This is a genomic window from Pelagibacterium halotolerans, from assembly GCF_044811015.1.
Taxonomy (GTDB): domain Bacteria; phylum Pseudomonadota; class Alphaproteobacteria; order Rhizobiales; family Devosiaceae; genus Pelagibacterium; species Pelagibacterium halotolerans_A.
Window position 1 is genome coordinate 834,432 of record NZ_CP085243.1, and the last position, 25,606, is coordinate 860,037.

A 25,606-nucleotide genomic window follows, 5' to 3' on the forward strand; every position below is an offset into this window, starting at 1 on the left:
TGAGGAGGCACAGAGGGGAGGCCAACACCATGCTGGCCTATATCGCCAAGCGGCTTTTGGCCGCGATACCCGTATTGTTCGGGTTATCGATCATCGTTTTCGGGATCATGGCATTGATCCCAGGAGACACCGCGACTGCTATTTTGGGCGCCTACGCGACGCCGGAAAACGTCGCGCGGGTCAACCGTGAGTTGGGGCTCGACCGGTCTCTGCCCGAGCAATACTGGGTGTGGATCACCAATGTGCTCCAGGGCGATTTCGGACGGTCGTACAATCTCAACCGGCCCGTGCTCGACGAAATTCTCGAACGCTATAACGCGACGCTCATTCTTGCGGGCGTATCGCTTGTGCTGTGCTCGATCTTCGGACTGCTCGCGGGCATCGTTTCGGCGGTGCGGCAGTTCGGCTGGGCCGACAGGATCATCACCTTTTTCGTCCTCATCGGCATTTCAATGCCCGCCTTCTGGCTGGGGCTGCTGCTGATCCTGCTCTTTGCCGTGCAATGGCGTGTCCTGCCCGCCTCGGGAATGTTCGCGGTTTATGGCGGGGGCGATTTCATGGATCTGTTGCGCCATCTCATATTGCCTGCGGTGACGCTCGCCGTGGTCGCCACCGGCGTGATTGCGCGGCTGACGCGGGCTTCCATGCTCGAAGTGCTGCGGCAGGATTTCGTGCGGACGGCGCGGGCCAAGGGGCTTTCCGAGCGCAAGGTCATCTATGGGCACGCCTTCAAGGCCGCCTTCGTCAACGTCATCCCGGTGATCGGCATTCAGGCGGGGTTCGTTCTGGGCGGCGCGGTCTATGTCGAAACCGTGTTCCAGTGGCCGGGCATCGGGGCGATGCTGGTCAACGCCATTTCCACGCGTGACGTCCTGCTCGTTCAGGGTGGCGTGCTGCTCGTTGCGGCGAGCTATGTGCTTTTCAACCTTGTGGCCGATGTCTGTCAGGCCCTGCTCGATCCGAGGCTGAAGACATGAGCCAGATTGCCGCCACACCGCCGGTCACCGAGCCCAGTGCCCGTTTATCGAGCTGGAGCCTACTGCTCAACAATCGTCTTGCGACGGGCGGGCTGATCGTTCTGGGGATCATCGCGCTTCTGGCGATCCTCGCCCCCGTTTTGCCGCTCGACAACCCGAACGCCACAACCCCGGCCAATCGGCTACAGCAGCCCTTTTCCGAAGGCCATATTCTCGGCACGGACCAATTGGGGCGCGATATTCTCTCGCGGCTGATCTGGGGTTCGCAGGTTTCGATCGCCGTGGGGCTTTCGGCGACCGCCATAGCCGCACTCACGGGTTCGCTCATCGGGCTTATCGCGGGGTTCGCGCGCGGACGGACGGACAATATCCTGATGCGCCTGATCGATATGCTGATGGCGTTTCCCTACATCCTGCTCGCGCTCGCCATCGTCGCGGTGCTCGGGCCAGGGCTTTTGAATGCGCTTTACGCCATCGCCATCGTCAACATCCCCTTCTTTGCGCGGAACGTGCGCGGGGTGACGATCGGGCTGGCCAGCCGGGAGTTCGTCGATGCGGCACGGCTCTCCGGCAAGTCGTGGCTGGCGATCCTCTTTACCGAAATTCTGCCGAACGTCCTGCCGGTCATCGTCATCACCATGTCGACGACGGTGGGCTGGATGATCCTCGAAACCGCCGGTCTCTCTTTCCTCGGCCTCGGCGCGCAGCCGCCGCAATCGGATCTGGGCTCCATGCTGGGCGAAGGGCGGAGCCTGCTGTTTAACGCACCGCACGTCTCGATCATTCCGGGCCTGATGATCTTCGCGCTCGTGATGAGCATCAATCTTCTAGGCGACGGCGTGCGCGACGTTCTTGACCCGCGCCTTCGCGCAGGCGATCTCACGCGGCCGCGCGCAGTGACCAGGATCGAACGGACATCTGTGCCCGACCCCAAGGTCGAAACCGATGCCATTCTCGACGTGCGCGGGCTGGAAACGAGCTTTCAGAAAGGCCGCGCGACGGTTCCGGCGGTCAAGTCCGTTTCTTTCGCGGTCAGGAAGGGCGAATGCGTCGGGCTGATCGGGGAGTCCGGTTCGGGCAAGTCGGTGACGGCGCTTTCGCTCCTCGGGCTCGTTGCCTCTCCTCCGGGCGTCATCACCGATGGCGGGGCCTATATCGAGGGCGAGGATGTGCTGAGCAAATCCGAGAGCGGCATTCGCGCGTTCAGGGGCGGCAAGGTCGCCTATGTCTTCCAGGACCCCCTGACCACACTGCATCCGCTCTACAAGGTCGGCGATCAGATCGCCGAGGCGATCCTGGCGCACCAGCCGGTCAGCAAGGAAGAGGCAAAAAAACGAGCCGTCGATCTGATGGAACAGGTTGGCATCCGCGACGCGGCGGATCGGGTCGATGCCTTTCCGCACCAGTTGTCGGGCGGGCAGCGCCAGCGCATCGGCATCGCCATGGCGCTGGCGAACGATCCGGACATCATCATCGCGGACGAACCAACGACCGCGCTCGACGTGACCGTGCAGGCGAAGATCCTCGACCTGCTGCAAGATTTGCGGACGCAGCGCGGGTTGGCGCTTCTTCTCATTACGCACGATTTCGGCGTGATCGCACAGGTTTGCGACAAGGTTGCCGTGATGAAGGACGGGGAGATCGTCGAGGCCGGTATGACCGAATCTGTGCTGCGCAGTCCCCAGCACGCTTATACGCAGAAGCTCAAGGCGTGCGTACCCGAACTCGGACAGGGCAAGGCCTTCCTCGACGGCGTGCGGCCCCTTTTCGCGGAGGCGGCACAATGAGCGACGCGATTGTTGTCAAAGATTTGGTGAAATCCTTTGGGGGAAAGCGGACGCTCTTTGGCGGCAGGACACACGAGGTCCATGCCGTCAAAGGCGTCACCTTCGAACTCAAGCAGAACGAAACGCTAGCTATCGTAGGCGAGAGCGGGTCGGGCAAGTCCACGATTGCGCGGATGCTGGTGGGGTTGGAGACGCCAACTTCGGGCGAGATGGTCATCGACGGCAAGAGCGCAGCGGAGCTCCGCGCGCAGGGCTCGGCGGTCTTCGGACGCGTCGTCCAATACGTGTTTCAGGATCCGGTCGCCTCGCTCAACCCGCGCAAAACGATCGACAAGATCCTCGACGTGCCCTTGCGGCTCCTGTGCGGGTACGAGGCCGACAAGCGGGCAGCGCGCAAGAAGGACCTGCTCGACGCGGTGCAGATGCCCAAGGATACGCTCGAGCGGTATCCGCACGAGTTTTCCGGCGGCCAGGCGCAACGGATCGCGATTGCGCGGGCTCTGGCCGCGGAGGCGAAGATCATGGTGCTCGATGAGCCTGTCTCGGCGCTCGATGTGAGCGTGCAGGCACAGGTTCTCCTCCTGCTCGACGATTTGAAGCGCGAGTTCGATCTCTCCTATCTCTTCATCAGCCATGATCTTGCCGTCGTTGAATCCGTGTCGGATCGTGTGGCGGTCATGTATCTGGGGGAGATGGTGGAGCTGGATACCGCGCAAACCTTGTTCCGGGCACCCAGCCATGACTATACAAGGGAGCTGATTGCAAGCGCACCGCGCCTCGAAAGCGCTGCGGCGCAATAAGAAAGAAAAATGTCCCAGTCCCGCCCTTCCCTCCCGGCCAGCCCAACAGAACCGCCCATCCGCCGCAAGCGTACCGATGAAATCGTCGACGCGATCAAGACGACGATCATCGAGCATGGGCTCCAGCCTGGCGACCGCCTGCCGCAGGAACGCGAACTGATGGAGCAGTACCAGGCGAGCAAGGGGACGATCCGCGAGGCTTTAAAGTCGCTGGAGGTGCAAGGGCTCATCCGGACGCGAACGGGGCCGGGCGGCGGGGCGTTTATCGAAAGCATGTCCGAAGGCCGGGCGATGAGCCTCTTGTCGAATTTCCTTTTTGCCAAATCGATGTCGATTTCCGACATCTATGCGCTGAGGAAGGTCCTCGAACCGTTGGTCGCGGTCAGCGCTATGCCGAACATGGACGAGGCCGGTTACAAACGGCTCACCGACATCATCGCGATCTACGATCACGAGCCGGCGGATGCGCAGGAACGCTGGGATCAGCGTATGGCCGAGCTCGATTTCCATACCGTCGTCGCCGAATATGCGGACAATGCGCTTCTGGCCTTCGTGTGCCGGTTTCTCCAGCGGCTCTTGAAGGAGCTCGCTGTCTGCCGCGACATTTACATGCAACCCAAGCCTGTGCTGCGCCAGCAGGGTATCGAATATCAACGCCAGCTTATCGAGGCGATGAAGGCGGGCGACAGAAGCCGCGTGCACAAGATCATGACCGATCACATGGTCTATGCGGAACATGCGATGCTGGATCTGCAGGCCGAGCTTTTGGGGAATTTCATCCACGATCCTGTCGCGCGGGGGCGCGGAGAAAAGCGGCGCAAGGCGCTCTCATGATCGATAGGGACTATCTTACGGATCGGCTTGAAACGCTGGTTCGGACACCCAGCCCCGTGGGGATGACAGAGCGCGGGACCGCGAGGGTTGCCGGATGGCTTGAAGAAATGGGATATGCCGTCTCCTATACGCGGCGCGGCGTCCTCTATGTAACGCTGGGCGCGGGCAACCCGAAACGGACGCTGGCCGCGCATATCGATACGCTCGGGGCGATGGTGACGGGGCTCAAGGACAACGGTCGCCTCGCTTTGCGCAATACCGGCACCTGGGCGGCGCGGTTTGCCGAGGGCGCGCGGGTAACGGTTTTCACCGATACCGGCGAGACGCGCGGGACGATCCTGCCGCTCAAGGCATCGGGGCATCTTTATAACACCGAAGTCGATACCCAGCCGGCGGATTGGGACAATCTCGAAATCCGGCTCGACCTGCCCTGTTACACGCGGGAGGACCTCGTCGAGTATGGCTTTGACATCGGCGATATCGTCGCCGTTGACGCGCAGCCGGAATTCCTCGACAGCGGCTTCATTGTCTCACGGCATCTCGACGACAAGGCTGGTGTGGCGTGTCTTCTAGCCGCGCTCAAGCATTTTTCAGATGCAGGCAAGGCACCCGATGTTCCGGCGCAGATCATGTTCACGATCTCCGAGGAAGTCGGAATTGGTGGCACGCATGGCTTCGGCCCCGAGGTTCAGGAACTCCTCGCGATCGACAATGGTGTTACCGGCCCCGGCCAGGCGACGCGCGACGATTCGGTGACCATTGCCTTTCGGGACCGGACAGGACCGTTCGACCTGCCGATCGTTCGGCATCTGGTATCGCTTTGCCAGAAGAATGGCATCAAGCACGTGCGCGATACCTTCCGCTCCTATCGGTCCGACAGCGCCGCGGCGATCGACGCGGGTTGGGATTTACGTGCCGGGCTCGCGTGCTTTTCGCTCGATTCCTCGCATGGGTGGGAGCGGACGCACATTGCGTCGCTTCTGGAACTCACCAAACTCATCGTCGCCTATCTCGAGAGCGGTCTGGTTCCCTGCCCGGTCAGTGATTGACGCCGCGCGCATGATCGCGCAGATAAGGGTACGAGCACCAATACCTGCGTCGGATCGCGCCGGGATTTTTGGTCCTGGCCAGGAGCGATGAGCCGGGAATATCGAGATATTTCCGGCTCGGTCGCGACGCTGCCAGGGACAAAAAGGCCAAGCGAGGCGACGCAGGTATTGCGTGCGAGTGTCCTAAGTCCGGTCAAGGGAGGACATGTTTGACACACGCATCTGACATCGTCGCGGATTGGATCGCCGTGGACTGGGGTACGACCAATATGCGCGCCTGGGCCATGGGCGCGGACGGCGCCGTGCGTGCGCAAAGCGGTTCGGACACCGGAATGGGATCGCTCCGCCCCGAGCAGTTCGAGGGTGCGCTGCTTGCTGTCATTTCGCCGTGGCTCAAGCCTGAGTGTGTTACGGAGGTTATCGCCTGCGGCATGGTCGGGGCACGTCAGGGCTGGGTCGAAGCAAGCTATCGTGCGGTCCCCTGCCCGCCTGTCGGTGGTCCATTGACCGATGCACCAGCGCACAACCCGCGAATCCGTATCCGGATCGTCGCAGGCCTCAAGCAGGATGCGCCCGCGGATGTGATGCGAGGCGAGGAAACGCAAATTGCGGGACTGATTGCGCAGCGGCCGGAATTTTCCGGGCCGGTCTGCCTGCCGGGAACACATACCAAATGGGCCGATGTGCGAGCGGGCGAGGTTGAAACCTTTACCACGGTGATGACCGGGGAGGTGTTCGCGCTCCTAAGCACCCAGTCGGTATTGCGCCACTCGATGGGCGATGGCTGGGACAAGGCCGCCTTCGAAAGTGGGGTAGCCGATGCACTCGCCGCGCCCGAGCGCGTTACGAGCAGGCTTTTCGCGCTGCGTGCGGAAAGCCTCTTGGCCGGCCTGTCGCCGGATGCTGCCCGCGCGCGGCTCTCGGGACTCCTGATCGGGCTGGAACTGGCGGGTACGCGGGAGCGCTGGGACAGCGGACACCCCGTCGCCATAATCGGGAATGGAAAGTTGGCCCGGCTTTACGCCGATGCCCTCGCGCTCAAAGGCGCACGATCGACTATTGAAGACGCCGATGCGCTGACGCTCAGCGGGCTCTCGACCGCTTATACATCACTCAAGGAGACCGCCGCATGAGCCGTGCACTGATCGCGATCCTCAGGGGACTGACGCCGGAAGATGCGCCAGGGGTGACCGAAGCGCTTATCGAAAGCGGCATCACCCGGATCGAAGTGCCGCTCAACTCGCCGCGTCCGCTCGAGAGCATTGCGGCCATGGCGGAGGCGTTCGGCAATGACGCGTTGATCGGCGCCGGTACGGTCCTGACAGCAGAAGAAGCCGACGCGGTCGCGGATGCGGGGGGCAAGCTTGTCGTTTCCCCCAATTGCGACGCGGAGGTAATCGCGCGCACCAAGGCGCGCGGCATGCAATCCTGGCCGGGTGTATTCTCGGCCACCGAGTGCTTTGCAGCGCTCAAGGCCGGTGCGGACGGGCTCAAGATCTTCCCGGCGTTCACGATGGGACCCAAGGGGCTGTCCGCGCTGCGGGCGGTGCTCCCGGCGGGTACGCAGGTCTTCGCCGTGGGCGGCGTCGGGCCGGACAATTTCGCCGAGTGGAAAAAGGCCGGCGCGGACGGGTTCGGCATCGGCACATCGCTTTATACGCCGGGGCTTTCGGCCCACGAGGTTGGAGAACGCGCGAAAGCCCTGGTTACGGCATATGACGAGGTTATGGGATGAGTGCGCAGCTTTTTGACGACCGCGATTGCTTTCTGGGCGAAGGGCCGCTCTGGCATCCCACGCGTGAGCAACTCTTCTGGTTTGACATTGTCAACAAGACGCTCCTGACCGCGAAAGACGGGAAGAAGAACGCCTGGACCTTCGACGAGATGGTTTCCGCTGCCGGTTGGCTCGATGACGATCGGCTCGTTATCGCGTCCGAAACCGGATTTCTCGAGTTCAACATCGAAACGGGAGAGCACAAGCGCGTCGGCGACCTCGAGGCCGATATGCCGCTGACACGCTCGAATGACGGGCGTGCCGACCCCTGGGGCGGGTTCTGGATCGGAACCATGGGGAAGAAGGCCGAGCCGGGCGCGGGCGCGATCTATCGCTATTACCGTGGCGAGGTGCGGCGGCTCTTTCCCGATATCACCATTCCCAACGCGATCTCGTTTGCGCCGGACAAGTCGTACGGACAGTTCGCCGATACCGATACCTCCATCGTCTACCGCGTCGCACTCGATCCCGAGCATGGCTGGCCAGTAGGCGAGCCGGGCGTTTTCCTCGATCTGGCGCCCGAGCATCTCAATCCGGACGGTGCAGTGATCGACGCGAGCGGGTTGACCTGGATCGCACAGTGGGGCGCCGCGCGGGTTGCCGCCTATGCTCCGGACGGACAGTTCGTCGAAGCGATCGGATTTCCAGCGCCGCATACCTCGTGCCCCGCCTTCGGCGGACCCGATCTTGCGGCAATGTTCTGCACGACGGCCAAGGAAGGACTCGACGCGGCCGCGCTCGAACGTCACCCGCAAAGCGGTATGACCTTCGTTGTCGAGACCCACGCCAAGGGCCAGGCCGAGCATCAGGTCATCCTTTAACGTATTCGATCATCCTCAAGCAAAACGGCGGGCCCGATGGACCCGCCGTTCTTTTTCGCGGTCTCTGAAGAGCTCAGCCCCGCAGATCACCCGGCAGCAGCGCGTCGGGCATGGCCTGATAACAGACCGGACGCAGGAAGCGGCGGATCGAGAGTGTACCGACCGAGGTCGCGCCAAAATTGGTCGACGCGGGGTACGGGCCGCCATGGACCATGGAATCGGCAACTTCAACGCCCGTGGGAAAGCCATTGGCAAGAATCCGCCCGGCTTTACGCTCGAGGATCGGCATCAGCGATTGACCGAGTTCGGTATCGCCGGCGTCCATGTGCAGCGTGCAGGTCAACTGGCCGTCGATGCTGCGGGCGATCTTGCGCATCTCGTCGACATCCTTCGCCCGGACCACGAGACCGAGCGGGCCGAAAACCTCCTCGCCCAATTCGTGATTGGCAAGCCAGTTCTCGCCGGTCGTCTCATAGAGATAGGGCGTTGCGTTGCGCAGATCGCAGCTGGTGGTGAGCAACTCTTGCACGCCGGTATTCCCGGCAACACGGTCACGGCCCTTGCGATAGGCCTCGGCGATGCCGTCCGTCAGCATGGTCTGCGGGCCGACCCCGCCGAGCGCTTCCTTGGCGGCGTTGACAAAAGCGTCTGCCTCCGGGCTATCAATCACGACGGCGATGCCGGGGTTGGTGCAGAACTGCCCTGCCCCCATGGTAAGCGACGCAGCCCAGCCCTTGCCGATCTCTTGCCCGCGCGATGCGACGGCTTCCGGCAAGAGGAACATCGGATTGACCGAACCCAGTTCGCCGAAGAACGGGATCGGTTCGGGGCGTGCCGCGCAGAGATTGAAGAGCGCGCGACCGCCGCCGAGCGAGCCGGTGAAACCGACAGCCTTGATGCGCGGGTGCTGGACGAGTGCGGCGCCAACCTCGCGGTTGCCGCCCTGGATCAGCGAGAAGACGCCCTTGGGCAGACCGCAGGCTTCGCGGGCGGCGTTGACGGCCTCAGCGACGATCTCTCCGGTCCCCGGATGCGCCGAATGGCCCTTGACGACGACGGGGCAGCCCGCGGCAAGCGCAGCCGCAGTATCGCCGCCAGCAGTCGAAAACGCGAGCGGGAAGTTGGACGCACCGAACACGGCAACCGGGCCGATCGGCCGCTGGACCATCTTGAGGTCCGGGCGCGGTAAAGGCTGGCGGTCCGGCATAGCCTCGTCGTGACGGCGATCAAGATAATCGCCCTTTTCGATGTGGCTCGCGAACAGGCGAAGCTGTCCGGTCGTGCGGCCGCGTTCGGAGTTGAGCCGGGCCTCCGGAAGGCCCGTTTCCTGTGAGCCGATTTCGGCGATCGCCTCGGCGCGCTTTTCGATCTCGTCGGCAATGGCGTTTAGGAACTTCGCGCGCTCGGTGCGCGAGGTGTAGCCATAGGTCCAGAATGCCTCTTCGGCGGCCTCGCAGGCCCTATCGACGAGTTCGGGGGTGCCGACGGCAAAGTCGTGCGCGGGCCCGGTAGCGGGCTCGGACGCGAACGTCGTCTCTCCGGCAACCCAGTCGCCGGCGATCAGATGCTTGCCGTGGGGCGTAAAAGTCATGATTTGTCTGTCCTTTTGATCGGTTCTTGCGTGTGAAGCCCGCCCTGCCAGATGGCTTGCGGGGCCCCCGGATCGGGTAACTCAAGGCTCTGTTCGAGCTCGGCCCGGAACTTGGCGCTGTTGTCCTTCGGAGTCCAGCCCAAATAGCGCACGGTGCTATTGTCCCACCATGCGGCGTCATTGGCGGAAACGCCCCAGATTATGGGGCATCCAAGCCTGGGCACAGCAAAGACGCGCTCGACCAGGCCCGCAAAATCATCGTAGCTCAACCATGTGGCAAGCATACGATGGTCGGTCGGCTTTTCAAAGCAGGAGCCGATGCGCACAACCGCCGTCTCCTGCCCGAACTTGTCGTGATACATCGTCGCAAGCGCCTCCCCGAAACACTTGGAAACGCTGTAAAGGGTATCGGGTCTGAGCCGCACGTCGGGCGCGAGATATTCGTCTTGCCGGTAATACCCCACCACATGGTTCGAGCTGGCGAACAGGATGCGCGGCATGCCATGCGCTCGCGCGGCCTCGTAGAGGTTGTAGAGCCCCACGATATTGGCGTTATTGATTTTTTCGAAAGTATCCTCGAGCGAAATCCCGCCCAGGTGCACAATGCCGTCGCATCCGGCGACGAGCGCGTCGACCGCACCAGCGTCTCCCAGATCACACTGGACGCACTCCTCGTTCCCGGCAGCCTCGCTCAATGGCGCAACGTCGGATATACGGATCGTTTTCGCGAGGTGCGCGAGTCGGGTACGCATGGCGCGGCCAACGCCGCCGGCTGCTCCGGTGATCAGGAGACGTTTCAAGGCTATCACTCCTTGGGTGATGTCGGGCGCTGGATGTTTGCCGAACAGACGGGCGCATAGTATAGATTAGACAACTGAGGTCAATCTGTCAGACTGATTTTCCGGCTGCTGCAAGGTTCGCCTTGACGCGTATGGGGCTGGCGTGTCTGATAAGCTTGGATATGGGGTTCGGAATGCTAAAATTCAGCGGAGTTCGCGGTTTATGAGCGGGGGCACTCTTGTCGTCAAGGTGGCCGAAGCCTTGCGAACTGCGATTATGGCCGGTGCGTTCAAGCCTGGGGACAAATTGCCGAGCGAAGCGCGGCTGACCGAAACGCACAAGGTCAGCCGTACCGTAGTGCGTGAGGCGATTGCCGCGTTGCGGGCGGATGGGCTTGTCGAACCGCGGCGGGGTGCCGGCGTCTTCGTGCTCGAACCTGTCGCTGCTGCGGCACCGCCGTTTCAGGACGTCGACCATGCACGACTGTCCTCTATCGTGGAGCTTTTGGAGTTGCGTGCCGCCGTCGAGTCCGAGGCAGCTGCGCTTGCAGCGGTGCGCCGCTCGCCGGCCCAGGACGAAGAGATTCTGGACCGGCACAACGCCGTCCAGGCGGCCATGGCCGCTGGCGCGCCGACGGCGAGGGCCGATTTCGCATTGCATCTTGCGATCGCCAAGGCCACGAACAACCCTCGATTCGCAGAATTCATGGAACTGATCGGGGAAACCGCAATCCCACGCGCCGCGCTCAAGACCGGCGCGGGAGATCGCGCGTCGCGCGCCTATCTCGACCAGATCAATGCCGAGCACGTCGCCATCGTTTCGGCAATTTCCAACGGGGACGCAGAAGCGGCCCGCGCCGCGATGCGCGAGCACCTTCTGGGCAGCCAGCGGCGTTATCGCACGTTGCTGCAGGCAAGTTAAAAGCGGCCCACACGCAACGACCGGCTCTGGGTCCGCGTTGAGACTTTAGAGCCTGACCCAAAAGTCTGACGGGTCGGCTTGGCGGGCCTTTGTTGCCCAGAAGCAGGGAGGAATTTGGGGCAATATGTCCAATATTCCCCCAAATTCCTCCCTGCTTCTGAACAAAAATGCCTCGCCAATCCTCAACCGCAGGTTTTTGGGGCAGGCTCTGAGGGTTTTACGACGGCAAGCAGGCTGGCCATGCGGGCATATTCAGCGCTTTTTCGCGACAGAGCCGATGCGGGCAGACAGCTCGCCGCGGCTTTGCGCGACACGCCGCCACCCGACATCGTCTTCGCGCTTCCGCGCGGCGGCGTGCCCGTTGCGTACGAACTCGCGATTGCGCTCGAAGCGCCGCTCGAACTCTTGATGGTGCGTAAAATCCCCGCTCCCGGGCATGAGGAATACGGGATCGGCGCCGTCGTCGACGGCGCCTCGCCGCAGGTCGTGCTCAACGATATCGCGATGACCATTCCCGGCGTCACCGAGGACTATATCGATGCACAGGTTGCTGAAAAACTCAAACAGATCGAACGCAGGCGGCAACGCTATGTCGGAGACCGTCCGCCGCTTCCGGTCGAGGGAAAATCGGTGATCCTCGCCGATGACGGGATCGCGACCGGCGGGACGGCCCTCGCCGGGCTCAGGGCGTTGCGTAAGGCCGGCGCACGATCGGTTACGCTGGCGATCCCGGTGGCGCCACCCGAAACCATCGGCCGGATGGAAGCCGAAGCCGACGCGGTCGTATGTCTCCATACGCCCGGCGATTTCCGCGCGGTCGGTCAGTATTACGAAGTGTTCGACCAGACCTCGGACGAGACAGTCATCGCGCTTATGGCGCGGGCTAAAGTCGGCCATTAAGGCTTTGCACGTGCAACAGTGACATCGCCGGCAAGCACAGCGCGGTCGCCGTCTTCAGGAAACTGTGGCGTCTCGATCCGTTGAACGCCGTACATTTTCTCGTCGGTAAATGCACTCGCCCGCACCGAATAGACGTCATCATTCTCATGCCGTCCATCCCCAGCGGACCGTGCTTCGGCCTCAGCGGCAACGAGCCGCGCATCGCCCGTGGTTTTGGCCCTCACGATAATCTCGCCACGGTTGGCGGCGAGGTCCCAGTTTGAGGCCGCCGGCCCGGCAACCGGGTAGAGCCTATAAATGTTCATCGCAAAGCTCCCTGCCCTCTTCAGCCCCAACGCTTGACCGTGGCCCGGGTTGCATTCGAGGGCGCGTTACCGGCTTCCCAAAGAATTTTCCGGCAAGTCTTGCTTTGCGGCGAGAGTTGATATTTAAGCGGCAGCGGAGAGGTGGCCGAGTGGTCGAAGGCGCGCCCCTGCTAAGGGCGTAGGCGCGGAAGCGTCTCGAGGGTTCGAATCCCTTCCTCTCCGCCATCAGGCCCCGGCGCCCAGCCGCTTCCGACGGACCGGCACAGCGAACGGCAAATTTTAGCGATACGATCTCTACATCGATCTGCCTACGCGGCTCCCGCTTCCAAAGCCGCATGGCGATGACCCGATTGCGCATGTCCCAGCACCGGTTCAGAGCGTCCTAGTCGGCGCGCGGAGCTTGGCTAGGGAACGTGTAGGGCGCTGCCGTATTGAACGGGAAGACCTGGTCCACAAAGGAGGTTGCAATGATGCGACCTGACTTGCATGACCCACATCGTCCGGACGTTGAAGCGCAAGGCGAAGCCCTTACCCCGGAAGCCGGCCGCGACATGGACCGCCCGCGCGGCGGTCCCACGGCCGTTCTGCTGGCAGCATTCCTGCTCGCGCTCGTTGTCCTGGCAGCCCTCAACTGGCCCGGATGAGCCCCGCTGGGTTCATGTCCCGAACGGATAGGTTTCGGGCACACCATGCGGCGCTTCGGAGGGAAGCGCCTTGACCGCCCGCGTCGTTGAAAACCACACATAGGCATCAAACTGAGCAGGGAGCACGGCTTCGAAATAGTGGCTCCATCGTTCGGTCTCAGGTCTATAAATGACCCCGATGGCCCGCTCGAGATGGACCACGGAAAGTGCAGCGAGAAGCTCCCGGTTTGCCTGCGGGCGCAGGTCGGTGAGCGAGCATGCGACACCGGCATCCTCAAACGCTTTCTCATAGGAATCGTGATGCGCCGGGCGCACGTCCTTTAGCTGCATCGGTCCGTCCCAATCATCAGCGGCAGCAACCGTGCCAGAATTGGTGCCGAACCCGATCAGAACGGCGGCATCGCCATAAGACCGCTTGGCGAGTTCACCTATGTTGAATTGCCCTTCCCACCCCATGGATGTCGCGGAGGCATCGCCAATATGAGAGTTGTGCGCCCAGACGACGATCTTGTTTCGGGGATCACGCTCCAGAAGGGTTTGCAACGTGTCGAACATGTGGCGGTCGCGCTGGTTCCAGCTCTCGGTCGAACCGCGATACATTATGCGGTAATAGCGCTCGGCGGCGTGAACGACGCGCGCGTTCTGGGCCGCATCGAAAACGTCTTCGCCATCGCCCGCCTTCAATTGGCGTGCAAGAATGTCAGACAGCTGCGAGACCACCGCATCCTCGCACGGATCACTCTGCCCACGCAGCACCGAGAGACCATATTGTGACGGATCGCTTTGCCAAGGCGTGAGGCAGCCATAGCGCCGCCGGGCCTCGACCGCAGCGGCCGGATCGTGCTGATCGAGATACTCGAGAACCGCCGCGACCGAGCCGCGCAGGGAGTAAACGTCGAGTCCGTAAAACGCCGTCCGGTGTTCAGCCGGCAGCTGCTCGTTGTACGCGCGCAGCCAGTCCACGAAGTTTGCAACCTCCTGGTTGCGCCACATCCAGGTGGGGAAGCGTGCGAACGCGGCCTCGTCGTAGGCCCCTCCGGCCTTATCGGGACGCACAGCGTCGCCATTGGCCTGGACAATCTGGAAGTCGTCAGCGACGGCAATCAATGGGCGATCTATACGCCCTTCAGTCGCGAAGAGCTGGAAAATCAACCGGCTTATGACGAGCAGACTTACAACGACGCGCGTGACCAGCAACGGCTCATGGTGCAATAGCGTCGTCTTTTCGGGGACGCACCGGTGCGGTCGGTTACCCTGATCGCACCGGATATTCCAGACGCCCCAGGCGTCTTGCCCTCCTCACCTCCCATCCAAACAGAAGGCAACGATCGACGGCGGCGAAGGAGGTGGACCTTGGTTCAACGCCCGCCGGCGGCAGGGTCTTGGATTGCCGTTTCCCAGTTGCTCAAGAAAGACTCACGCTTCATCCGGTCGAGATAAGTCAGCAGCCCGACCGAAAGGCGGATGGGAACGAAGCGCCCGGTATCCTGCGAGATCGAAGGCACCTCGCGGGCGGGACTGAGCGGGAGATAAGCGGGATCGATCGGCAAGAGGCCGGATTCTTCGGCGATGGCCCGCTGGCCTTCGGGAGACAGTAAGTAGTGAACGAAGCGTGAGCCGAGATCGGGGTCGTCCGCGGTCCTGGGCACGAAGGCACTCCGCAGCATGACCGGGTTGAAATCCTCATAAAAGTGCACTCCCAGATCCGGATTCTCCTGCGCCGCCGCCAGCGCATACGAGCCAATGACGTTGAGCCCCAGCAGCAGACGCCCGTCTGCCGCTTTGCTGGTCACCTCGGTGGTGCAACAGAAAACCCGCACGCCAGCGCGGCCGAGCGTTTCGGCGATCCGGAAAAACTGTGGATTCAACTGCGCGTCCTGCGTAGCGAGCAGGTAGCCCGCACCGGACGTTCGTATGTCGTACGTTCCCACGCGGCCGAAAAAGCGATTTTCGTTTTCGCGGAGGAAAACGGCCATGTCGGCATGCGTGCGCGGCAGGGCATCCGGGGCGAAGGACGGACGGTGATACACGACGGCGGAGGGCTCGAAGGTGAAGCCGAAAAGCTCCGAGCGCCATACCGACCACGGACTGGTCCAGGCGCTTTCAGGCATGTCCAGGGGCAAGGCCAGGCCGCGATTGACCAGATCCACCTGCAAATCCATAGCCGAACTGACTGCCACATCCGGCGCCTCGCCGTCGGGATCCATCATCGCCGCGTACAGATCCGAAGTTTCGAACTCACGATAGTTGACGGTGAATCCAGGGTTGCGACGTTTGAAGTCGTCGACGACGGGAAGCATGAACTCGCTGTCAGTGGCGCTCCAGATGTCCAGAACGCCCACTTCCGCCCGCCCCTCGTCCGGCAGGACCAACACCAAGAGGAGTACCAAGAGCGCGGCTGCACTGGATGTGAGGCCACGCCTGGCTTTACCGGTCCCGCCCCCCGGTTTGGGTTTGGCTTTGGGAAACGTCAGACGCACGAGCAATCCTCCCTTTGCGCCCGAGCTCAGGGCGACCGCCCCGTGGTGAGCGTCGGCAACTTCCTTGACAATTGCAAGACCCAGCCCCGACCCCTTGGTGTCGTCGTTGAGGGATTTGAAGCGCTCCAGCGCCACGGCACGCAGTTCCGGGCTGAGGCCCGGTCCTTCGTCTTCGACCTCCACGACAACGGAATCTCCCTTTGTGGCAAGCCGGACGATGATCGTATTCTCGGGCGGGCCGTGGCGTCTCGCGTTCTCGATCACGTTGCGCAGCGCCTCGCGCAGCGAAATCTGATCGCCCCTGATTTCCGCGGCTGCGCCCGCAAGGCCGGCATCGTCAAATTCGACGTTGATTGTGCGGAACACCGTGTCGCGCAGCATTTCCGAGAGCAGGCCGCGCACCAGCGGCTGAAGGTCGACGTTCGACATCGTCTGGTTTTCGGCACGGTGGATGACCATGGCGTGCGAGAGAAGCTGATTGGTCAGACGCGTCGTGCGGGATGCCTGATCTTCCGCACGCAGCAAGCGCCGGCGCATCGTGGCGAGATCTTCGGCATCGCTCGCCATGGACAGATGGCCATGCAAGGCGGAAAGCCCCGTCCGCGTTTGGTGTGCGACATCGGCCATAAAAGCCTCGCTTTGACGGCGGGCATGGTCGAGGCGATGCATGAAACCGTTGATGGCACTTACCAGGCCAGCCACCTCGCGGGGCGGTGCGATGTCGAGGTACGTGAGATCGGTCGGATCACGGGCATCGAGGTCGCCCTGAATCCGGGCCAGAGGCTGCAATGCAGTGCGGATGGCGACCCATACGAAACCCAGCCCAATGACTGAAACAAGCCCGACACCTCCCAACCCGAGTATAAAAAGCGAAAGCGCGTGATAGTCCCGGGCGAGGGTCGTATGGGCAACATGAACGGTAACCCAGCGGCGCCCCTCTGGAGTGCTGATCCTCCGGCTCTGCGCCGCCCCCCGCAGGCGGGTATCGCCGAATGTCTCGTCGAAGAATTTGGGTTCCGTAGAAGCCTCCGTCGGCGGGCGCGGCAGGTCCTCCTGCCCCGTCAGCAATCCCCCGTCGCTCGTTACCGCATAGAACACGCGATCGTCCGGTGCGAGACTCAAAATGTCCAGGGCAGAATGCGGCAGGTCGACGGTAATTTCCCGATCGCTCGATGAGACCGTCTCGAGGATCGAGAGCGCGGCTCCGGCCAGCAAAAGGTCATAGGTTCGGTTGGCGGCACCTCTGGAATAGTTCCAAAGCAGAACCGCGATTATGACCAGCAGGACGGCGAAGACTGCCGTCATTCTGACGAGAAGGCCGCGGCGCAGCGATGTCGGGCGCTTATCCCTCGTCGACATAAACCAGATATCCCAATCCCCGCACGGTCTTGATCGATACCGGCGTGGCCTCGAGTTTCTTGCGCAGGCGCGTCACATGCTGTTCCACCGCATTCAGACTGGGCGCCTCCTCGTAGGAATAGAGCTTGTCGGCCACCTCCTCCTTGCTCAAAACCGAGCCGATATTATTGAGGAAGATTTCGAGAAGCTGCACTTCCTTGTTCTTGAGGTCAATGTCGCGCCCGTCGACGAGCGCGCGCTTGGAGCGGCGGTCGAAAGTGAGGTTGTCGGCAACGAACGTGTTCGTCGCTGCCCCGGATCGGCGCCGTCCCAGCATACGGCACCGTGCGACCAGTTCGCGGAAATCGAACGGCTTGACCATGAAGTCGTCTGCGCCCGCATCGAGCCCAAGCACCTTGTCCTCGATCTGGCTGCGGGCCGTGAGCACGAGCACCGGCACTTGGTTCTCCGCAGCGCGAAGGGAACGCAGAATTTCAAAGCCCGAACGGCCCGGAAGATTGACGTCCAGAATGACAAGGTCGAACCGCGCGTGCCTCAAGAGCCGGTTCGCCTCCTCGCCGTCACGCTCCACATCGACGACGTGCCCCTCGCCCTGAAGGCGGTCCATGATAGCTTCGGCGAGGTCAGCATTGTCTTCGACGACGAGTATCCGCATGCGGGGTAAAATACACCGCATAGTGAAAGCCGCGAAGCGGCATTCGCTCACGTCAGCATCATGTCAGCTACAAATCAGCCGCAAGTCAGCCACCCGAAAGGACCGAGTCAGCCGAGAGGACTACCGTATGTGTGGACATAAGGGAACGAGGAACCCTGTCCATCCGATTAAATCTTGGGAGGAGAAGTAATGACTTTGACCCGCTTCGTCGCGGCGGCCGTTCTGGCTGTCGGCCTTGCTGGCCCGGCCTTCGCACAGGTCGACGACCCCGAATGCATCGCGCCCGCCGAGCCCGGTGGCGGATTCGACCTGACCTGCCGTATCGCGCAAACTGGCCTTGCTCCGCAGTTCGACAAGCCAATTCAGGTGACCTTCATGCCCGGCGGCATCGGCGCCGTGGCGTTCAACCTGTTCAACACCACGCGTACGGACGATCCGAACGCCATCGTGGCCTTCTCGTCAGGTTCTCTGCTCAACATCGCAACCGGCAAATACGGCCAGTTCGATGAAAACGACGTCCGCTTCCTGGCGACAGCAGGCGCGGACTTCGGCGCCGTCATCGTCAAGGCCGACAGCGAATACGAAACGCTCGATCAGCTCATGGCGGACTTCCAGGAAGATCCCGGCGGAGTGGTCGTCGGTGCCGGCGGCTCGGTCGGCTCGCAGGATTGGATGAAGGGCGCATTGCTGCTCAAATCCGTCGGCGCCGATCCGCGCGCCATGCGTTATGTCGCCTTCGACGGCGGCGGCGAGGCGATTGCCGCCCTGCTCGGCGGCTCGATCGAAGTCTATATGGGCGATGTGGGTGAGATGTCCTCGCACCTCGATGCCGGGACCATGCGCATTCTCGCCGTATTGGCACCCGAGCGCCTCGATGCGCCGTTCGATGCGTTCCCCACGGCAATCGAGTTGGGCTATGACGTCGAATGGACGATCATGCGCGGCTTCTACATGGGCAACGACGTTTCGGACGAGGCCTATCAGACGTGGGCCGATGCCTTTGCTGCCGCTTACGAGACCGAGGAATTCCAGCAGATCCGCGAAGAAAAAGGCCTGATGCCGCTCGATCTCGCGGGCGAGGAAATGGATGCCCAGGTCAAGGCGCTGATCGCCGAACTTCGCGACATCGCCACCGAAGCCGGGCTGATCCAGTAAGTCCAGTCTTCCGGCCCGGCGGCACGTTCCGCCGGGCCTCTTCCATTTGCTCATCCCCAGGGGGATCCCATGGCCGACCGGATTTTCGCCGGCGTACTGCTGCTCGTTACGCTGGCCTATGGTTTTATCGCCTTCACAGCCATCAGCGCACCGTTTCAGTACGACCCGCTTGGCCCTGAATCCTGGCCGCGGCTTCTGGCAGTCGCCGCCGTCATCTGCCTGATCGCGCTGCTTTGGAAACCGGATGTCGAGCGCTTCGACACAGCCCGGCCGACATGGCTCAAGCTCGGCGCGGTCACCGTCATGCTCTTCGCCTATGCGGAACTCTACGAACCGCTGGGCTTCATTATCTCGACATTCCTGTTCTCGGCCCTGATGGGCCGTGTGCTGGGCGCGACGTGGCTGCGCGCCACCGCGTTCGGCCTCGCCGCCGGTATCGCGGGTTATCTGCTGTGCGCCGGCCTTCTCGACCTCAACCTGCCCGCCGGGCCCTTGCCCAAGATCTAAGGAGGCGGAACGATGCAAGAAGTTCTCGCAGGGTTAGCGACCGGCTTCGGTGTCGCGCTGGCCCCTTTCAATATCATGCTCGTGCTGATCGGGTGCTTCGCAGGCACGCTGATCGGTGCGCTTCCGGGCATCGGCCCAATCAACGGCGTCGCCATCCTGCTGCCCATCGCCTATGGCCTCGGCCTGCCGCCGGAAAGCGCCCTGATCCTTCTGGCCGGCATCTATTACGGCGCCGAATATGGCGGGCGGATCTCGTCGATCCTGCTCAACGTGCCGGGCGACGCGGGCGCCGTGATGACGACGCTCGACGGCAATCCGATGGCAAAACGCGGTGAGGCCGGACGCGCGCTCTCGCTCTCGGCCATCGCCTCCTTCGTGGGCGGCACCTTCGCAGTGATCCTGTTGTCCTTGTTCGGACCCATGCTGGCCCAGTTCGCAGTGACCTTCTCGCCCTCGGATTATGTCGCGCTGATGGTCTTCGCCTTCGCCTCGCTGGCTTCGCTCGTAGGCAAGAACTCGTGGAAGACGCTGATGGGCGCACTCATCGGACTGATGATCGCCACCATGGGCATCGATGCCAATACCGGCATCGCACGCTACACCTTCGGTGTCCCCGACCTGCTCGCCGGCATCGACTTCCTTGTCGTGGTTATCGGTCTCTTCGGCATGGCCGAGCTCTTCCACCTCGTCGAACAGCAGGTCTCTGGCCAGCTCAAGACGCTTCCGGTGGACAACACCTTCGTGCGCATGTCCGATCTGGCAAAAACCAAGTGGACGATCCTGCGCTCGTCGATCATAGGCTTTTTCATCGGCATCCTTCCCGGAACCGGCGCTTCGGTCGCTTCGGCGGTGGCCTATGGTTCGGAAAAGCGGGCGGCCGGTGCGGACGCCGGCGAGTTCGGCAATGGTGACGTGCGCGGCCTCGCCGCGCCCGAAGCCGCCAACAACGCGGCGGCAGGTGGAGCCATGGTCCCCATGCTCACCCTCGGCATCCCCGGCTCGGGCACGACGGCGATCCTCCTGGGTGCGCTGCTGCTCTTCAACGTGCAGCCCGGCCCGCTGATGTTCACGCAGCGCCCGGAAATCGCCTGGGGCCTGATCGCGTCCATGTATGTCGGCAACGTCGCTCTGTTGATCATCAACCTGCCGCTCGTTGGGCTGTTCGCGCGGATGCTGACCATCCCGCAGCATTACCTCACGCCGCTCATTGCGGTTCTCGCCTTCATCGGGGTCTATTCGATCGTTGGTAACCCGTTCGATCTGTTCCTGATCACACTTCTGGGCATGTTCGGCTGGGTCCTGCGCAAGCTCGAATTTCCGCTAGCGCCGGTCATCCTCGGCTTCGTGCTGGGAGGTCTCTTCGAAGACAGCCTCCGCCGTGCGCTTTCGATCTCGGCGGGCGATTGGTCCATCCTGATTGTGAGCTGGAAGAGCGTTGCACTCTATGTCATGGCTGCCGCAGTGGTGATCCTGCCCACCTGGGCGAGTCGCCGGTCCAAGCGGCTGGCGGCGGCTGGCGGACCTGTCGAGGAGGACGAATGATCCCGGAAACAATGCGCCGTACCGCCGTCACTTTGGTGATCGGAGGGTGCGGCGCAGCGTTGGCGGCACTGGCGGGCATGCCCGCTGCGCCGTTGATCGGAGCCTCTCTGGCCACCTCCGCTGCTGCATGGGGTGGCCTTCGGCTTGCCATGGATACCCGTTTGCGGGACGCAGGCTTCCTCGTGATCGGCTTGTCCCTGGGGTCGGGCTTCGACGCCGACGCGCTTGACCACGCGGGAGACTGGGCCCTCAGTCTCGTTCTGCTCTGCATGTCCATCCTCGCGACGCTTCTTGTCAGCCGCTGGCTGCTTGTCCGCTTCTGGCGGAAGGATCGGATGACCGCCCTGCTCGCCACCTCGCCAGGCACCATGTCCCTCGCCTTGTCCATAGCGGCAGAAGGCAAAGGCGATGCGACGACCGTTGTCATCATGCAGTCAATGCGCCTGTTGATCCTCGCTGCCGTTCTGCCTTTGCTCGTGGCAGGCTTGGGTGCCGGAGCCATCGCGATCGAACCCCGAGAGGAGTTCGACCTTCTCGCCTTCGGCCTGCTGGCACTGTTCGGAACCGGCGCGGCGCTCGTGCTCAAGCGCACGGGTTTCCCCGCGGCCTTTCTTGCCGGGGGCATGATCGCCAGCGCAGTGGTGCATGCCGGTGGCATCGTCCATGGGCTGCCTCCTTACGCCCTGCTTTTTGCCGGCTTCACGATCACCGGTTCGGTAATGGGCAGCCGCTTTAGCGGGATCAAGGTTTCGGCGATCCTGCACTTGCTCAGGGCGACCGTTGCCACTGTCGGCACCGCTGCGCTTGTTTCAGCCGCGTTTGCTGCGGTCGTGAGCGTTTTGACAGGCCTGCCCATCGGCCAGGTCTGGATCGCTTTCGCGCCCGGCGGGGTGGAGGCCATGGCGGCAATCGGGCTCGCCATGGGGTTCGACCCAGCCTATGTCGCCTTGCACCATCTGGTACGCATCGGCTTCCTCATCGTCCTGCTGCCCATATTGAGCCGTGGGGAAAGCCGGAGCGCTCAGGCCGGCGAATAAACGGTGGTCGGCGGCAAACAGCCATATCAGCGCCCGCGATAAGACACCCTTTCGGCATGAGAAGCCGGCAAATTCGCTTGGCTCCAGTATAAACCGTCGCCCCGCAAGTGAGCGCCCGAGGCCGGGACGAGAAGCCCCGGGCTGGGACATCGGGTCTCAGGTGATGATGAGATTCATCTCCGACATGAGCGAGAGATTGCCGCCCAGATCCACGGCGTAGGCGTGGTAGGTCGCGTTATTACCATGCGCGAGGCCGGTCGTATCGAGCGCGAACGATTGCGTCTCGTCGGTGATCTGGACCGCGTTCCAGAGATTGTCGGCGGCATTGGTGATGTCCTCGAGGGAGTTCACCGTCACCTGGTCGTTGACGAGATAGACGGTGCCTTTCTCGCTGCTCCCGACATCGACGCTGTCACCGGCAGCAATTTTGTGGTCGTCACTGAGCCAGAGAATGTTCTGGCTAACATAGTTCGCGACATAGATATCGGGATAACCATCTCCGTTAACATCGTCCATCGCAGCGCCATAGCTATCCCTGAAATCGGTGGGAATATCCTTGGACGTAAAGTTCCATTCGCCGTTATTAATCCAGAGCCGGTTCAAACCATTGTTAAAATTCGGAACATAGATATCGAGATCCCCATCGCCATCGACATCACCCATTACCGGTTGATGACTTAAACCCAAATCGTTTTGAATGATATGTTTTACAGAGAATTGTTCAGAGCCGTTATTTTCCCAGAAATAGTTTTGCTCATTATAGTTCGAAACATAAATATCAGCGTCGCCGTCACCATCGAAATCTCCGATTACCGCGCCCTGACCTCTTCCCGTGTCTCCTTGGATGTCCCTGTTTTCAGGGAAATGCCCGCTCCCATCGTTGAGCCACAGATGATTTTGGCCATAGGGTTGGCCATACTTTGTAGAAGTATCGTTCACAGCATAGATATCGAGGTCGCCGTCGCCATCTATATCAGCCATCACGGCCCCCTCAGTGTCTCCGGTATCACCGTTGATCTCTCTTTTCTCGGTGAACTTCCCGGTACCGTCATTGATCCAGAGAAGATTTTGGCCATCAGTTAGAACATAGATATCAGGATGACCATCGCCAGTGACATCGCCCATTACGATACCCTGACCGTCCCAGGAATCGACGTCATCCGCAGACGTAAAGGTTCCGCTACCGTTGTTGAGCCAGAGGCGATTTTGACCATCAGTTAGAACATAGATATCAAGATCGTCATCCCCATCGACGTCGGCAATGGCCACGCCGCGACTAACCCCGGTGTCGTCGGGAATAGTCTTGTTGTTCGTGAAATTTCCCTCACCGTCGTTATTGGTCCAGAGAGGGTTATGGCTAAATTCTGAGACATATATATCCAGATGATTATCGCCATCGAGATCGGCCATCACAGCGGCATTCGCGCTCTCCGTATCGCCGTTGATAATCTTTTGTGTAAACGTGGCATTCTGTTTCGCGATCCTTGCCACCGGCTTTGTCCCATCCACAGTCCTCGTCGCCACCTCGGAGATATTCCCGGCCGCATCGGCGGCCCAGACCTTGACCTCGGTGCCGTCGGCCAGTGTGAGCCCATCAAAGCTCCACTTCCCGTCGCCATCCGCCGCCGCGGTCGCATCGGCCTCGCCGTCGCCGGTATAGTCGATGGTGATCGTGGCGGACGCCTCGGCCACCGTGCCTGAAACCGTGCTGGCGTTCGCCGTGGCCACCTGTGCCGCCGCCGGCGCCGTGGTGTCGATGGTCACCGCGAGCGGGCCTGACGCGGTCGAGACATTGCCCGCCGCATCGGCCGCCTTCGCCGTCAGACTGTGTTGGCCCTCATTGAGTGTGCTCGTCGTCACCGACCAGCTGCCATCATCCCCCGCGACAGCAGTCCCCAGCACCGTCGTTCCGTCGGTATCGTAAACCGTGACCGTCGCCCCGGCCTCCGCCGATCCCTTGACCGTTGGCGTGGTGTCCTTGGTGATCCGGTCGCTGTCGCTCGAGCCCGAATCCGAACCCGCATCCAGCACCAGATCCGTCGGCGCCCCTGGAGCCGTCGTGTCCGTTCCGCTGTCGCCGCCCGACGAGTTGACGACCGTCACGCCGGAGCTTTGCGAGTCGTTGCCGTTCGTGTCGGTCTCGACAACCGAGACCTGATCGCCGGTGCCCGGCTTGGGATCTGGCGCCACCGACCACTTGCCGTCCGGATCGACCGTCGTCTGGCCGATCACCTGCCCCGTCGTCTCGTCCGTCACGGTGATCGTATCCCCCGGCGTCCCCGTCCCCGAAATCGCGTCGGGGGTCGATTGGGTCACCTCGGGCGCCGCCGGGCGGTTCTCACCGATGGTGACCCCGGAACTCTGCGAGTCGTTGCCGCTCGCATCGCTCCCGGTCACCGAAACCTGATCGCCGGTGCCCGGCTTGGGGTCGGGCGTCACCGACCACTTGCCGTCCGAGCCGACAGTCGTCGAGCCGAGAACCTGCCCCGTCGTCTCGTCCGTCACCGTGACCGTGTCGCCGGGCGTCCCCGTCCCGGAAATCGTGTCGGGGCCGTACTGAGTGATCTGGGGTGTTTCCGGACGGTTCGTGCCAATGGTGACCCCGGAGCTTTGCGAGTCGTTGCCGTTCGCATCGCTCCCGGTCACCGAAACCTGGTCGCCATCGCCCGGCTTGGGGTCGGGCGTCACCGACCATTTGCCGTCCGAGCCGACAGTCGTCGAGCCGAGAACCTGTCCCGTCGTCTCGTCGGTCACCGTGACCGTGTCGCCGGGCGTGCCCGTCCCGGAAATCGTGTCCGGACCATATTGGGTGATCTCGGGCGCCTCGGGCCGGCGCGCGCCGACCGTCACATCGGTGGTGCCGGACGTGTTGCCGTCCGGATCCTTCTCGCTCACCGAGACCTGATCGCCATCATTGGGCCTGGGATCGAGGGTAACCGACCATTTGCCGTCCGGATCCACCGTCCCGGTCCCGATCACCTCGCCCGTCGTCTGATTGGTGACCGTGACCGTATCCCCGGGCGTCCCGGTCCCCGAAACCGTGTCCGAGCCGTACTGCCCCACTTCGGGCGCAGCCACATGCGCGCCGGTGCCGCCGCCATTATTGTTGCCGCTGCCGCCCCCGCTGCCGCCGGCCACCGCGACGACACCCCCGACCGCCAGCGCCCCGAGACCGGCCACTCCGGCCATGCCCAGCCCGCCCAACGCGCCGGCGGCACCGGCGGCTGCCGCTGCTCCCGCCGCCACGCCGATGGACGGCGTCAGAACGCCCTCCACAGCCGCCGAGGTACCGAAATCGACGGGCACATAGTCGCCCGCGCCGTTGAGCGTCTCGAGGGACGGCACGTTCTGGTCACCGTCGTCGAAATAGTCCGACAGTACGATCACCTCGCCGTTCCTGAGGTGGATCACCAGATCGTCGCCCTGGCGGACATAGCCCGCCACATCCCCGGCCGCGACATCGAGCTGCACATGCGCCGCGTCCGCGGTATCGACGGTCGCCCGCGCGCCCATCAGCGCCTGCGGCACGTTCTGCACGCCGTTTTCCATAGTGACTGTAGCTATATGAAGCATCGTTCAATTCTCGCAAAAATAACTCGAAGGGAGCCATAGGCTCGACCATCGTGTTAATCTGCCACCTGATTGGTTACGACACCATGAAGTCCAATATATATAAAATACTTACTTC

General features: G+C 62.4%; 22 protein-coding genes and 1 tRNA gene. 16 read left to right on the top strand and 7 right to left on the bottom strand.

The genetic code is table 11. From position 1 onward, the window contains the following. Positions 1-29: 29 nt before the first annotated feature. From LG281_RS04135 to LG281_RS04170, 8 genes are all read left to right on the top strand, one after another. A complete protein-coding gene (locus LG281_RS04135; RefSeq protein WP_404404638.1) occupies positions 30-977 on the top strand; it encodes an ABC transporter permease in 948 nt (315 codons plus the stop codon). Beyond that, complete coding sequence (locus LG281_RS04140) at positions 974-2,764, top strand: dipeptide/oligopeptide/nickel ABC transporter permease/ATP-binding protein (RefSeq protein ID WP_404404640.1); 1,791 nt, start codon at positions 974-976, stop codon at positions 2,762-2,764. Before LG281_RS04135 ends, LG281_RS04140 begins: the two co-directional genes overlap by 4 nt. Beyond that, the gene (locus tag LG281_RS04145; protein WP_404404642.1) at positions 2,761-3,564 is read left to right on the top strand and encodes an ATP-binding cassette domain-containing protein; all 804 of its coding nucleotides are present in this window, start codon (positions 2,761-2,763) and stop codon (positions 3,562-3,564) included. Before LG281_RS04140 ends, LG281_RS04145 begins: the two co-directional genes overlap by 4 nt. Positions 3,565-3,573: 9 nt before the next feature. Continuing rightward, positions 3,574-4,398 carry a FadR/GntR family transcriptional regulator gene (locus LG281_RS04150; RefSeq protein WP_404404644.1) on the top strand — a complete coding sequence of 275 codons (825 nt, stop codon included), beginning with the start codon at positions 3,574-3,576 and terminating at the stop codon, positions 4,396-4,398. After that, positions 4,395-5,447, top strand: coding sequence for an osmoprotectant NAGGN system M42 family peptidase (locus LG281_RS04155; protein WP_404404646.1), 1,053 nt, complete (start codon positions 4,395-4,397; stop codon positions 5,445-5,447). Before LG281_RS04150 ends, LG281_RS04155 begins: the two co-directional genes overlap by 4 nt. 209 nt (positions 5,448-5,656) lie before the next feature. Continuing rightward, the gene (locus LG281_RS04160) at positions 5,657-6,580 is read left to right on the top strand and encodes a 2-dehydro-3-deoxygalactonokinase (protein WP_404404648.1); all 924 of its coding nucleotides are present in this window, start codon (positions 5,657-5,659) and stop codon (positions 6,578-6,580) included. Beyond that, positions 6,577-7,182 (top strand): 2-dehydro-3-deoxy-6-phosphogalactonate aldolase, encoded by a 606-nt coding sequence (locus tag LG281_RS04165; RefSeq protein ID WP_404404650.1) that lies wholly within the window; start codon positions 6,577-6,579, stop codon positions 7,180-7,182. Before LG281_RS04160 ends, LG281_RS04165 begins: the two co-directional genes overlap by 4 nt. Then, entirely contained in the window at positions 7,179-8,042 is an 864-nt protein-coding gene (locus LG281_RS04170; RefSeq protein WP_404404652.1) for an SMP-30/gluconolactonase/LRE family protein, read from the top strand. Before LG281_RS04165 ends, LG281_RS04170 begins: the two co-directional genes overlap by 4 nt. 73 nt (positions 8,043-8,115) lie before the next feature. Here the strand turns inward: LG281_RS04170 and LG281_RS04175 are convergent, their stop codons facing one another. Then, positions 8,116-9,633 (bottom strand): aldehyde dehydrogenase (NADP(+)), encoded by a 1,518-nt coding sequence (locus tag LG281_RS04175; RefSeq protein WP_404404654.1) that lies wholly within the window; start codon positions 9,631-9,633, stop codon positions 8,116-8,118. Next, a complete protein-coding gene (locus tag LG281_RS04180) occupies positions 9,630-10,433 on the bottom strand; it encodes an NAD-dependent epimerase/dehydratase family protein (RefSeq protein ID WP_404404656.1) in 804 nt (267 codons plus the stop codon). The genes LG281_RS04175 and LG281_RS04180 overlap by 4 nt, the downstream gene beginning before the upstream one ends. A 202-nt stretch (positions 10,434-10,635) precedes the next feature. Between LG281_RS04180 and LG281_RS04185 the strand changes: the two genes are divergently transcribed. Then, complete coding sequence (locus tag LG281_RS04185; RefSeq protein WP_404404658.1) at positions 10,636-11,334, top strand: FadR/GntR family transcriptional regulator; 699 nt, start codon at positions 10,636-10,638, stop codon at positions 11,332-11,334. Between the two features lie 240 nt (positions 11,335-11,574). Next, a complete protein-coding gene (locus LG281_RS04190; protein WP_404404660.1) occupies positions 11,575-12,234 on the top strand; it encodes a phosphoribosyltransferase in 660 nt (219 codons plus the stop codon). Here the strand turns inward: LG281_RS04190 and LG281_RS04195 are convergent. After that, positions 12,231-12,539 carry a hypothetical protein gene (locus tag LG281_RS04195; protein ID WP_404404662.1) on the bottom strand — a complete coding sequence of 103 codons (309 nt, stop codon included), beginning with the start codon at positions 12,537-12,539 and terminating at the stop codon, positions 12,231-12,233. The two genes, LG281_RS04190 and LG281_RS04195, sit on opposite strands and share 4 nt — an antisense overlap. A 135-nt stretch (positions 12,540-12,674) precedes the next feature. On the opposite strand from LG281_RS04195, the gene LG281_RS04200 reads away from it, so the two are divergent. Then, a tRNA-Ser gene (locus LG281_RS04200) sits at positions 12,675-12,764 on the top strand. A 242-nt stretch (positions 12,765-13,006) separates the two neighbouring features. Beyond that, complete coding sequence (locus LG281_RS04205) at positions 13,007-13,183, top strand: hypothetical protein (protein WP_404404664.1); 177 nt, start codon at positions 13,007-13,009, stop codon at positions 13,181-13,183. A gap of 12 nt (positions 13,184-13,195) precedes the next feature. Here the strand turns inward: LG281_RS04205 and LG281_RS04210 are convergent, their stop codons facing one another. From LG281_RS04210 to LG281_RS04220, 3 genes are all read right to left on the bottom strand, one after another. Next, the gene (locus LG281_RS04210) at positions 13,196-14,395 is read right to left on the bottom strand and encodes an erythromycin esterase family protein (RefSeq protein WP_404404666.1); all 1,200 of its coding nucleotides are present in this window, start codon (positions 14,393-14,395) and stop codon (positions 13,196-13,198) included. 146 nt (positions 14,396-14,541) lie between these two features. Beyond that, positions 14,542-17,022: an extracellular solute-binding protein gene (locus LG281_RS04215; protein ID WP_404404668.1), complete on the bottom strand. Its 2,481-nt coding sequence runs from the start codon at positions 17,020-17,022 to the stop codon at positions 14,542-14,544. Next, on the bottom strand, positions 17,006-17,677 hold the full coding sequence (locus LG281_RS04220; RefSeq protein ID WP_404404670.1) for a response regulator transcription factor: 672 nt from the start codon (positions 17,675-17,677) through the stop codon (positions 17,006-17,008). The genes LG281_RS04215 and LG281_RS04220 overlap by 17 nt, the downstream gene beginning before the upstream one ends. Positions 17,678-17,866: 189 nt before the next feature. On the opposite strand from LG281_RS04220, the gene LG281_RS04225 reads away from it, so the two are divergent. The 4 genes from LG281_RS04225 to LG281_RS04240 all read left to right on the top strand — a co-directional run bounded on the left by LG281_RS04225 (position 17,867) and on the right by LG281_RS04240 (position 21,918). Next, complete coding sequence (locus LG281_RS04225; protein WP_404404672.1) at positions 17,867-18,832, top strand: Bug family tripartite tricarboxylate transporter substrate binding protein; 966 nt, start codon at positions 17,867-17,869, stop codon at positions 18,830-18,832. Positions 18,833-18,901: 69 nt separating this feature from the next. Beyond that, entirely contained in the window at positions 18,902-19,339 is a 438-nt protein-coding gene (locus LG281_RS04230) for a tripartite tricarboxylate transporter TctB family protein (RefSeq protein WP_404404674.1), read from the top strand. Positions 19,340-19,351: 12 nt separating this feature from the next. Continuing rightward, positions 19,352-20,881, top strand: a complete 1,530-nt coding sequence (locus tag LG281_RS04235; protein ID WP_404404676.1) for a tripartite tricarboxylate transporter permease — start codon at positions 19,352-19,354, stop codon at positions 20,879-20,881. Continuing rightward, a complete protein-coding gene (locus LG281_RS04240; RefSeq protein WP_404404678.1) occupies positions 20,878-21,918 on the top strand; it encodes an AbrB family transcriptional regulator in 1,041 nt (346 codons plus the stop codon). Before LG281_RS04235 ends, LG281_RS04240 begins: the two co-directional genes overlap by 4 nt. Positions 21,919-22,074: 156 nt before the next feature. On the opposite strand, the gene LG281_RS04245 is transcribed toward LG281_RS04240, so the two are convergent. Then, a complete protein-coding gene (locus LG281_RS04245) occupies positions 22,075-25,491 on the bottom strand; it encodes an Ig-like domain-containing protein (RefSeq protein WP_404404680.1) in 3,417 nt (1,138 codons plus the stop codon). Positions 25,492-25,606: the final 115 nt, after the last annotated feature.